10 protein-coding genes are annotated in these 11,075 nt (G+C 55.2%); 4 read left to right on the forward strand and 6 right to left on the reverse strand.

All coding sequences use genetic code 11. The features are described from left to right. Positions 1-12: 12 nt before the first annotated feature. The 3 genes from sufC to OLTU_RS02850 are packed head-to-tail and all read right to left on the reverse strand — an operon-like array spanning position 13 to position 2,755. Positions 13-765 (reverse strand): Fe-S cluster assembly ATPase SufC, encoded by a 753-nt coding sequence (gene sufC, locus OLTU_RS02840; protein ID WP_141731246.1) that lies wholly within the window; start codon positions 763-765, stop codon positions 13-15. A gap of 24 nt (positions 766-789) precedes the next feature. Further along, positions 790-2,235: a Fe-S cluster assembly protein SufB gene (gene sufB, locus OLTU_RS02845; protein ID WP_141731247.1), complete on the reverse strand. Its 1,446-nt coding sequence runs from the start codon at positions 2,233-2,235 to the stop codon at positions 790-792. Between the two features lie 22 nt (positions 2,236-2,257). Further along, on the reverse strand, positions 2,258-2,755 hold the full coding sequence (locus OLTU_RS02850; RefSeq protein ID WP_176736285.1) for an RrF2 family transcriptional regulator: 498 nt from the start codon (positions 2,753-2,755) through the stop codon (positions 2,258-2,260). 243 nt (positions 2,756-2,998) lie between these two features. On the opposite strand from OLTU_RS02850, the gene OLTU_RS02855 reads away from it, so the two are divergent. From OLTU_RS02855 to OLTU_RS02870, 4 genes are all read left to right on the forward strand, one after another. Further along, entirely contained in the window at positions 2,999-3,361 is a 363-nt protein-coding gene (locus tag OLTU_RS02855; protein WP_141731249.1) for a hypothetical protein, read from the forward strand. Positions 3,362-3,510: 149 nt separating this feature from the next. Continuing rightward, positions 3,511-5,490 carry a (Fe-S)-binding protein gene (locus OLTU_RS02860; protein ID WP_245676854.1) on the forward strand — a complete coding sequence of 660 codons (1,980 nt, stop codon included), beginning with the start codon at positions 3,511-3,513 and terminating at the stop codon, positions 5,488-5,490. A gap of 159 nt (positions 5,491-5,649) precedes the next feature. Beyond that, positions 5,650-7,041 (forward strand): M16 family metallopeptidase, encoded by a 1,392-nt coding sequence (locus OLTU_RS02865; protein WP_141731251.1) that lies wholly within the window; start codon positions 5,650-5,652, stop codon positions 7,039-7,041. After that, positions 7,038-8,396: a M16 family metallopeptidase gene (locus OLTU_RS02870; RefSeq protein ID WP_141731252.1), complete on the forward strand. Its 1,359-nt coding sequence runs from the start codon at positions 7,038-7,040 to the stop codon at positions 8,394-8,396. Before OLTU_RS02865 ends, OLTU_RS02870 begins: the two co-directional genes overlap by 4 nt. Positions 8,397-8,452: 56 nt before the next feature. Here OLTU_RS02870 and fabD read toward each other — a convergent pair whose 3' ends face one another. The 3 genes from fabD to OLTU_RS02885 form a co-directional block, all read right to left on the reverse strand. Further along, a complete protein-coding gene (gene fabD / locus OLTU_RS02875; protein ID WP_141731253.1) occupies positions 8,453-9,379 on the reverse strand; it encodes an ACP S-malonyltransferase in 927 nt (308 codons plus the stop codon). After that, entirely contained in the window at positions 9,380-9,595 is a 216-nt protein-coding gene (gene rpmF / locus OLTU_RS02880; protein WP_141731254.1) for a 50S ribosomal protein L32, read from the reverse strand. It lies immediately after the preceding gene. 151 nt (positions 9,596-9,746) lie between these two features. Continuing rightward, positions 9,747-11,018 carry a hypothetical protein gene (locus OLTU_RS02885; RefSeq protein ID WP_141731255.1) on the reverse strand — a complete coding sequence of 424 codons (1,272 nt, stop codon included), beginning with the start codon at positions 11,016-11,018 and terminating at the stop codon, positions 9,747-9,749. Positions 11,019-11,075 lie beyond the last annotated feature (57 nt).

Consider the following 11,075-nt stretch of genomic DNA (forward strand, 5'->3'; position numbering starts at 1 on the left):
TCCCACCCTCTTTCAGTTGAGCAGCCAATCGTAGCCGCGTTCCTCGATTTCCAGAGCCAGCGAAATGTCGCCTGATTTGACGATGCGACCACCGGCCAGGACATGCACGAAATCGGGCTTGATATAATTCAGGATCCGGTGATAGTGCGTAATCATGACGATGGCATTGTCCGGCGTTTTCAGTTTATTCACGCCCTCGGCCACGATACGCAGCGAGTCCACATCAAGTCCCGAGTCGGTTTCGTCCAGCAAAGCCAGACGCGGCGCGAGCACAGCCATCTGGAGAATCTCGTTCCGCTTCTTTTCCCCACCGGAGAGGTCCACGTTCAACTGACGATCGAGAAAGTCCGAGCTGATCTCCAGCATTTTGGCTTTTTCGCGCACGAATTGATAAAAAGCCGGAGCTTCCATCGGGTCCACGCCGTGGTGTTTACAGACCGCGTTAAAGGCCGCGCGCAAAAACTCAAGGTTCGGCACACCGGGAATTTCCACCGGGTATTGGAAGGCGAGGAAAATGCCTTCACGGGCTCTTGCATCCGGGTCGAGTTCCAGAAGGTTCTTTTGTTTGAAGTTGACTTCATACTGAATCGAACCGCCGGTCACTTCATAGTCGGGATGGCCCGCGATCACCTTGGATAGCGTGCTTTTCCCGCTGCCGTTCGGGCCCATGATGGCATGAACCTCGCCGGCGTTGACCGTCAGGTTCAAACCATTCAGAACCTGCTTGGTGTCGACACGGACATCTAAACCTTGAATCTTGAGCATTGAACGCGCCTCGTTTGCCTTGGGTTAACCGACTGAGCCTTCGAGCTTCATTTCCAGAAGCTTCACCGCTTCCACCGAAAATTCCAGTGGCAGCTCCTTGAAGACTTCCTTGCAGAAACCGTTGATGAGCAGACCGATCGCCTGCTCCTCGTCGATGCCACGCGATTTCAAATAAAATACCTGTTCCTTGCTGATCTTGGAGGTGGTGGCTTCATGCTCCACCACCGCAGTCTGATTCTTCACCTCAATATAGGGGAAGGTATTGGCACTGCACTGATCGCCGACCAGGAGCGAATCACACTGAGAATAGTTACGGGCCCCTTCGGCGGACGGCAGAATTTTGACCTGACCGCGGTAGGTGTTCACCGATTGCTCGGCCGAGATCCCTTTCGAGATGATGCGGCTCCGCGTGTTTCGGCCGATATGGATCATCTTGGTGCCGGTGTCGGCCTGCATTTTGTTGTTGGTCAAGGCCACCGAGAAAAACTCCCCGTGCGACCCGTCGCCCTGCAGAATGCAGCTCGGGTATTTCCAGGTGATGGCCGAGCCGGCTTCCACCTGGGTCCAGGAAATATGGGAATTTTTGCCGGCGCAGAGGCCGCGTTTGGTGACGAAGTTAAAGATCCCGCCGCGACCTTCCTCGTCGCCAGCGTACCAGTTCTGAACCGTCGAGTATTTGATTTCGGCGTTGTCGAGCGCAATCAGCTCCACCACAGCCGCGTGCAATTGATTTTCATCCCGCTGCGGCGCGGTGCAGCCCTCGAGATAGCTCACCGAACTGCCTTCCTCGGCAATCACCAGCGTCCGTTCAAACTGCCCGGTTCCGGCGGCATTGATACGGAAATAGGTGCTGAGATCCATCGGGCATTTGACACCCTTGGGAATATAGCAGAAGGAGCCGTCGGTAAAGACCGCCGAGTTCAAAGCAGCATAGAAGTTGTCCTTGTAAGGAACGACCTTGCCCAAATATTTCTGCACCAGCGCCGGATGATCCTGAATGGCTTCCGAGATACTGCAGAAGATAATGCCGAGCTTGCCGAGCTCCTCTTTATAGGTCGTGGCAATCGAAACGGAGTCAAAGACCACATCCACAGCCACACCGGTGATGCGCTGCTGCTCGCCGAGAGGAATGCCGAGTCGATTGAAGGTGGCCAGAAGTTCCGGGTCGATATCATTCAGACTCTTGGGGCCGTCGCCTTTTTTCTTGGGCGCGGCATAGTATTGAATCGCCTGAAAATCGATCGGCGGGTACGTGACATGAGCCCAGGCGGGTTCTGTCAAAGTCTGCCAGAAACGAAAGGCCTTCAGGCGAAAATCGAGAACGAACTCCGGCTCTTTTTTGATGGCCGAAATACGCCGCACGATGTCCTCGTTCAATCCGCGTGGAAACTCGTCGGTCTGCACATCACTGACAAAACCGTACTTGTATTCGCGCGAAGCCAACTGATTTTTTTTGGTCGTGGAGTCCATAACCTTTATCCTCAATCCTGTGTCAGGGGCTGGCCGATGATTCAAAAGCGCGCAAGGGCTCGCGGCCCGGGCGGCACTCGCGGACACCGGTACCCGCACAGTTTTTCTCGTCCTGCTGAAACTTTTCCGCAATATCGGCCAGAGTCATCTGTGACAGTGAACGCCGCACATTTTCGAAGATGAGCTGCCAGGGCTCCTTGGCAATGCAGGCGGAATGGAATTCGCAACCGGCATGTTCATCCACGCATTCAACGGGATAAATGCCATCCTCGACCGCGCGAAAGATTTCCCACACATTGATCAGGTTGGTATCGCGTCCGATGCGATAGCCGCCTGTCCGTCCGCGCACACTTTCCACAAGCCCGTCCCGACGCAGACGCACGAGAATCTGGTCGAGGTATTTCGAGGGAATGCCCTGCCTCGCCACAATCTCCTGACGTCGGACCAGGGGTTCGTTATGGCGGTATGCTAAATCCAGCATGATTTTCAGCGCATAGCGACTGCGCGAAGTCAGGTTCAAAGCTCGCTCCTGGTGCGAAAAGCAGCCTATCCTGCGAAGAGCGTTAATGTTTAGCGGAAAGCTATACATTAGGCAACTCGAAGATATAATGTTGACTAAATTAGTCAAGTATTTATCTGTCAAAATTCGTATGTGATATCATTGGGTTGTTGTGCGCGTCATAAAATGCGAGGGAAAAGTCAATTCTTATGGATGCCTGAGACGCCCTCTGTTAGACCTGAATGAAGGCAGGAAGGGTTCCCGATGATGCATCCCGACCATTTGGTGGAATTGATTCGACGTCATGGTGCCCGCAGCCGGGAGAACCTGCAGGTCGCGGACCGACTGCGCAGCCTTCTACCACAGGTTTTGCGCAGCCTCAAACGCGGCTACCAGAGCCGGGGCGGTGATGCGGAAAGACATGCTCTCAATGATCCGGTTTATCTGGAGCGCATCCAGGAATATCTGGATGTGTACGCTGAGGGCCTTGAGTCCAAAATACAGAGCGAGACGCACCGCATGATGTTGCAAGCCTGGCAAACCCTGAATGCCTTCCGCCGCGCTGCCGAACTCAGGCAACAAAAGCTCGCTGAGCTGGGAAAGCCATCGCGCCCATCTGTTTCCTGATCGCACTTCCCTACCAGGCGAGCCCGAGTGCCGGAAAATTCCAAAGGAAACTAGCTCGACATTCGCATCTCCCCTTATTATTGTTATTGCCTCGATCATGCAACGTCTTGGCTATGGTATTCATTCAGTCCAGGGGGCTTACAGTGGAGATGGTTTTTCACATCGGATTTGCGATCATCACGATCGCCGTTTTCGCATACTTCGGATACAATCTGAAGTTAATCTGGGATCGCATCCAGAAGGGTAAAGGCAAGGAGGAGGACCGTATCAGTAATCCGGGAGCACGGCTCGCGGAAACACTGTGGGGCGGTCTCATCCAGGCAAAAATGTTTCGCGATCCCGTATCGGGCATCATGCATGCCTTTATTTTCTGGGGGTTTGTGGTTGTTTCGCTGGGAACGCTGGAAACGCTTCTCTTTGGAATGATCCCGGGTTTTCACATCACCGAGGTTCTCGGGACCGGTGCGGCCCTGAAAACCTTTCTCGTGTCGCAGGATTTGGCCAACTTCGCTGTGTTCGCCGCGATGGTTTTTGCCATTCTGCGCCGGCTGTTTTTCGCGCCCAAGCGTCTCGCGATATTGAACAAGGCTTCGAAAAAGGACGCCATGGTCGTGCTCCTTTTCATTCTCGGTCTTGTTTATACCTCGATGGTGATGCTGGGTTCACGGGCCCTGGCTGGCAATCTGCCGACCGGTGCTCTGCCTTTCTCAACCTTCTTTGCCTCCACCTTCCGCGGTGTCGTCAACGACTGGCATGCGTTTGACACGACCATGCTGATCGCGCACTGCACCGTGCTTTTCAGCTTTGTGACCTTTCTGCCCTTTTCCAAACACCAGCACTTGATCTGGGTCTGGCCGAACATTTTCTTCCGCAATCACAAAGCCCGTGGCCGCCTGCGTCCCATGGTTTTTGATGAGTCGGCGGAATCCTTCGGCGTGAACAACCCAACCGAGTTTACCTGGAAGCAGGTTCTGGACGGGCAGACCTGTGTGGAGTGCGGCCGTTGTACCGAAGTTTGTCCGGCCAATAACACCGGCAAACCGCTGGATCCGCGCAAGATTATCCACGATATCAAGTACTCGATGATCGACCATCAGGAGAAGCCTGAGGCCGAACGCACGCCTCTGATCAACGGCTTTGTTCATCCGGATGAACTCTGGTCCTGTACGACGTGTGGAGCCTGTATGGAAGCGTGCCCGCTTTATATCGAGCACATTCCAGCCATCGTCGACATGCGCCGTTACCTGACGCTCACCGAAGGCAGTTTCCCGGCCGAGCTCGCAGGCACCTTCCGGAACCTGGAAAACAACTTCTCGCCATGGGCCATGGCTCCGGCCACGCGTGCGGATTGGGCGAAAGGCCTGAACGTGACGACGATGGCTGAGAAAAGCGACGTGGAATATCTCTTCTGGGTTGGTTGCGCGGGAAGTTACGACGATCGCTACAAGAAGGTTTCGAAGTCGATCGTGAATATCATGCAAAAGGCCGACATCAGCTTCTCGATCCTTGGGACCGAGGAGAAGTGTAACGGTGATACCGCCCGCCGTCTCGGCAACGAGTACCTGGCGGATGCGGCGATCCGCGAAAACGTGGAGACCTTGAGCAAGTATAAGGTGAAAAAAGTGGTGACGGGTTGCCCCCACTGCTTCAACACCATCAAGAACGAATATCCCGACTTCGGTTTCCAGGCGGAAGTGGTTCACCACAGTGAGCTCATCTCGGATCTGGTGAAGACGGGCAAGATCAAGGCCGGTGATGTGCCGGATGCAGCGAAGAACGTGACCTATCACGATTCCTGCTACCTCGGTCGTCATAACGAAGTTTATGAAGAACCGCGGAAATCCCTGGCTCAGCTGCCGGGCGTGAAACTCACCGAGATGCCGCGCAACAAGGAAAAAGGCTTCTGCTGCGGTGCCGGCGGGGGGCGTATGTGGATGGAAGAGCACATCGGAACCCGGGTCAACGAAGACAGGGCGAAGGAAGCCATCCGAACCGGAGCCACCACCGTGGCGACAGCCTGCCCGTTCTGTATGACCATGATGAATGATGGTGTGAAGGCTGAGGGCAAGGCTGAAAGCGTTCAGGTCCTCGATATCGCCGAGATCGTCTCGCGTTCGATAGGCGAATAAAGACTTTCGTAAAAAATCCCGGCTGAACGTCTGTCTCAGCAGCGTTCAGCCGGCTTCCTCCCGCCTCTTTTTGAAAATCAACGATGACACCAAGTGAATGACACTGGCAGGATATGGGGATGATTCCACATCCATCCATATGTGATTTCCGGGGGTGACATGTTCCAAGCTCTCCAGAGAGCCGCCCTAAGTGCGGCCATTCTGCTTTTGGCCGTGCCCGATTGCTGGGCCCAACTCAAAACCGATCGACTCGACAACGGCCTGGAGCTGGTGACTTTTGAGGCGCGCAAGGTTCCCCTGGTGACCATCGTGCTGGCTGTGAAGGCCGGGGCGTTTACCGAAAAACCGGACACCAATGGCCTGACCCATCTTTGGGAGCACATGTTCTTCAAGGGCAATGCCTCCATTCCCAATCAGGAAGCCTTTCAGCGCAAGATCCAGGACCTTGGCATCATTTATAACGGGGATACGCATCCCGAGCTCGTGCGCTACTACTTTACGCTGCCGTCCGCCTTCCTCGAGGAAGGCCTTGATTTCATGTATCACGCGATCGCCACGCCGCTGATCGACCAGCAGGAGCTGGAACGCGAACGCAAGGTGGTCCTGGATGAGTGGGACCGCAACGCCTCCCAGCCAGGCTTCAATCTTTATCTCGCGCGTTTGAACGCGATTTATGGACCCCTTTCGTATCTTCGCTATCCTCTGGGCGAGCGGGAGATCATTGAAAAGGCCCAGCGCCAGCAGCTGATGGCCATCAAGGACGAGGTCTTTGTTCCCAAAAACAGTGCCCTGCTCGTCTCCGGTGATTTCGATCGCGCGGCGCTGACCGGCATGGTCAAAAAAATCTTTGGCCGCTGGCAAAATCCCAAGGACTGGAAGCCGCTTGAGGCTCCCGCTTTTCCTGCCTTTCCCAAGGCCTCCCAGGACATCGTTCATGCCCATGCGCAGGCCCGGAACGTGGGGCTGACGCTCACCTACTCGGGTCCTTTGGCTCGCAGCAACCCGCACGATGCGTCGGTGGCGGATATCCTGAGCGGACTGGTCAACCATCGCCTCAGCAAATTTCATAAGCGCTACATCGATTCCGGTCTGAGCTATGGAGCCGGCTTTGGTTACCTGACGCAATCGCAGGCCGGTGAGCTGAACCTTTGGGCGAGTTGCAGCCCGGAAAAATTCGCGGAGGTGCGCGAGGCCCTGAAAAAGGAACCCCTGCAGTGGATGGAGCCGGATTATTTCACGGAGCAGCAGCTGATCGATGTGCGCCGCAGTCTCGTGATCGATCGCAAGTTTTCGGAGAACCGCCCGAGCGCCTATATCAAGGATGTGGCCTTCTGGTGGGCCGTGACCGGACTCGATTTTTACCAGAATTATGTGACCGAACTCAGCAAGGTAACCCTGAAGGATGTGCGGGCCTTTGCCAAACAATACTTTGTCGACAAGGCCCAGGTGACCAGCGTGCTTCTTTCGGATGAGGACGCAAAGAAACTGAAGCTGGTGGATAATACCAAAGCTCTCCAGCGTGAATCCGCCAAGCAAGGAGCCAGCAAATGAAGCGAATTTTTTCCTTGACCCTTTCCCTGGGACTGGCCTGGACGGCACCACTTGCCGCCAAACAGCTGGTAAGCGATGCGACCATCAGCATGCAAAAGCAGAACACCGAAATCTTCGAGCTGCCGGGAAAGATTCCGGTGGTTTACCGCCACATCAAGGGCACTGAGATTGTGCAGATCGCCACGGCTCTGGCCTTTGGCGAGTCGCATCTGCCGGCTGAAAAGCAGACGACTCTGGGTGTGCTCTTTGAACTCATGAAGCGTGGCACCAAAACCTGGCCGAAGGACAGGCTCTATGAGCTGATGGAAAAATATGCGACCTCCATCAACTGCGGGGTGAGCATTGAAACCAGCGCCTGCAGCATGGCCACACTGGAAGAGAATCTGCCTGAGCTTCTGCCGGTCTACGCAAGTGTTCTGAAGGAACCCGCATTGGATCCGGCCGAGGGCCAGCTGATTCTGCAGCAGGTTGAGGCCTCGCTGAAGAGCATGACGCAAAATCCGGAAGCCTATGTGAATGAAGTGGTGAATGGCGCCTTCTATGGTGGGCAGCATCCCTACTGGGTGCCGAACGCGAAGGAGCTGGAGTATCTGAAAAAACTGCAGCTCAAGGATCTGCCTGCCCTGCACACGGATGTGATGAAGAAAAGCCGCAAGGTGATCGTGGTCGTGGCCGGCATGCCCAAGGACAAATTGCAAAAGCTGCTCACGCAGCATCTCGGTACCCTCACCCAGGGAACGAGCGAGCTGAAGGCTCCGACCACACCGAAATTCAATCCCAAACGCATCTTTGCTTTGGCTGATCGGGATATTCCCACCGCCTATGTGCGGGCCAAGTTCTCACTTCCGTCCTATACGAGTCCGGATGATGCCGCCGTCAATCTTCTGATCCGTATTCTGAGTGAAGAGCTGGAAAGTGAAGTGCGGACCAAACGCTCGCTTTCCTATGCGGTCTATGCTCAGCAGGTTTCGCTGGCCATGGGTATCGGCGTGATTCATGCCTCGACGTCGCGGCCCAGGGAAACCCTGGAAGCGATCGCTCCGGTCGTCAAAAAACTGCGCGATAAAAAACTCAGCAAGGAGGATCTGGAACGGCACAAGACGGTCTTTGCCACCGGCTACTTCCTCACGCTCGAGGAGCACAGCAGCCTCGCCAGTTCCCTGGCGGCGTCCTATCTTTATAATGGAAATGTCGAACGGCTGTATCAGATGCCGCGTGAACTGGAAAAGGTCACGCCCGAGGATATCCAGCGCGTGGCCAGGCAGTATCTGAAGGATTTCCGTCTGGGTGTGGTCTACAAGGAAAAATCCTTCCAGAAAACCTGGGCGGATGCCTTCTTGAAAACTTTGAATTGAGATTCGGGGAGAAAGGAGCTGCCCGTCGTGTCAGCTCCTGTTTTCAGGAACGGAAATCAGGAAAGAGCCTTGACCGTCTCCACGATATCATCGCTGGCGATCACTTCAAATCCGTCCCTCGGCACCATGCGGCGCACAAGTCCAAACAGAACCTTGCCAGGCCCGATTTCGATGAAGCGCTGAATGCCTTCATTTTTCGCGGTGTCGATGGACTGAATCCAGCGCACCGGGCCATCGATCTGATCGATCAGATACTGCGCACTGTAATCGCGCACGACAGAGCCCGTGATGTTGGCAATGATGCCTTCTGAATTTTTTGCGAGATAACTGGATTCCAGGAGTCCCTGCATTTCCAGCTTGGCTGGTTTCATCAGGCTCGAATGGAAGGGGGCGCTCACCGGAAGATCCACATAACGGATGGGGATCTTTTGAAGGTCTTCACAGAGATGCATGACGGCTTTGGCATGACCTGCGATCACAAGCTGCGCATCGCTGTTGTAGTTGGCGATTTCAACCCGATGGTCAGGCTGGGAATGCCGGGCGCAGAGCGCTTCGAGCTGATCCACGGGCATTTTCATCACGGCAGCCATGGCGCCGACACCCGGGGGAACAGCCTTCTGCATGGCTTCGCCACGCTTTCTGACCAGATAACTCGCGCGACCCAGACCCAGCTTGCCGGCTGCGACCAGAGCCGAATATTCACCCAAACTATGACCGGCATAGAGATCCGGCTTGAGTCCAACTTCATCCTGCAAGACCTTCCAGTACGCGACCGCAGTCGCCAGAAGGCAGGGCTGAGTGTTGGCTGTCAACTTGAGTTCGTCTTCAGGACCTTCCAGGCAAAGACGACGAATGTGCAGTTGGCAGGAATCTTCTGCTTCCTCAAAGACAGTTTTCACATAGGGAAAGGCTTCGAGGAGCTTTTGGCTCATGCCCACATACTGGCTTCCTTGCCCTGGGAACATGGCGAGTGTTGCTGACATTTATCCCTCGGCAGAGAAGTTCGTGTCACCTGAGGTCATTTTCTTGGGCTCAAGCCATTGTTTGCCGCGGTAGTGGCCGCAAGCGTCACAGATGCCATGGTGAGGCTTTACCGTGCTGCAATTGGCACAGATCGATACGCCGTGAACTTTCAGAGCGTGGTGCGAACGGCGCATGTTGCGCTTCGAATGGGATGTTCGGGTCTTAGGTACTGCCATGAGAAATACTCCTTTGATCGCAGGCGTATTGAATAATATTTTGCGTCAGGGCTTTCGCCGTCCTGTCATCAGGAACCTACCCTATTACAGTTTCCCTGTCGTCTGGTCAAGTTCGGACTTGTTTGCGGAAGTTGTGGAGGCGTTGGGAGAGCTAGCGAACATCCTGGATGAAAAGCGTCAGTTCGCCTCGATCCATCTTGGTGTTGCCCGTCAGGAAGGCGCCCTTGGCGCGGCTGCGGAGCTGGTCATTATAAGCATTCTTAAAGAACACGGCTTTCATACTGGAGCCGGTTCCATCAAACAACGTCAAAGTGCACTTGCTTGGGCACGATTCCAGGGCTGCGTTGCTGAAAGTGAGCGGCCCAATCGTCTGAATACGTCCCGCTGACTCCATGGCCTTCGCAATGGGACCTGGACCCTGGGGCGTATTATCCTGTTTGGCTGGTTCCTCTTTTCTCTGGGAGACCCGGGGCGGAGTCTTCCGCGTGGGGCGCCGTTCCACGCGACGGGGTTCCGGTTTTTCCACTTTCCGTGGCGGTGGCGGTGGATCCTTTTTGGGCGGCGGCTCGGGCGTTTTTTGAATCAGGCGTGGTCGCGCCTTGCTGGCCGGCTGCGAATCATCTGCCTGTTCCTCGGCTGCGCTGCGTGTCTCAGGCTCACTCGTGGTCTGTTCGTAAAGGAGGTAAACCAAAGCGCCCAGAATAAGACCGATAAAGGCCATGACGAGATAGGCGCGATTCTTGCGATCCTGGGCCACACGGCGGCTGTTGGCCATGCGGGCGAGTTCATTCATCACCTTCGACGAGGGACTGCCGACGCCGATCTGCTGAGGAATGCGGCCATCTTCGGCCAATTCCTTCAAACGATCGCCAGAGTAGGAGGCAATAAACTGTGTGATCGGTATGGTTTTTTCGTTGCCGATCTTTTGCACGCGCACTTTTTTGTTCAGCATGTTGCGATTGAAAAGGGACTGAATCTCGAGGGCGCTGAGTGGTCCCAGGACTTTTTCACGATCGATCAGGTAGTAGCGCTTGCCTGAGTGACGCGTGCCGGTATCGTTGCGCTGGGAAAAATCCTGAGAATTGCCGGTTTCCGGCTCGTCATTATCCACGGGCTTGGGTTTGGATTTGGAGCCCGTGCTCTGCGATTTGCTGGGCTGCATCGCTTCCATGACAACGCTGCGATCCGCGACTACCGTGCCTTCAGTGTCGGGCCCGGTCGTGGGTGCGCCGGCGGAGGGACTTTCGGGGGTTTCCTTGAAGATCTCATCAACTTCAATCAAATCTTCGCGGATATTGGAACCTTCGCGGGAGACTTTGTCGAATGGATCCAGGGTGCCTTGGCGCAAAGCCTCCCTGATCTCCCTGGCCGTTTTCAGGCCCAGGTAGTCATTTCCGTGGTAAACGTTCCAACGTTTCTCCATACGGGTCGACTGTCTCCATCCCTGGATGCTTATATCTCCGGTCTGTCATCGGCCGCC

It is taken from the genome of Oligoflexus tunisiensis (assembly GCF_001748245.1).
Classification (GTDB): Bacteria; Bdellovibrionota_B; Oligoflexia; order Oligoflexales; family Oligoflexaceae; genus Oligoflexus; species Oligoflexus tunisiensis.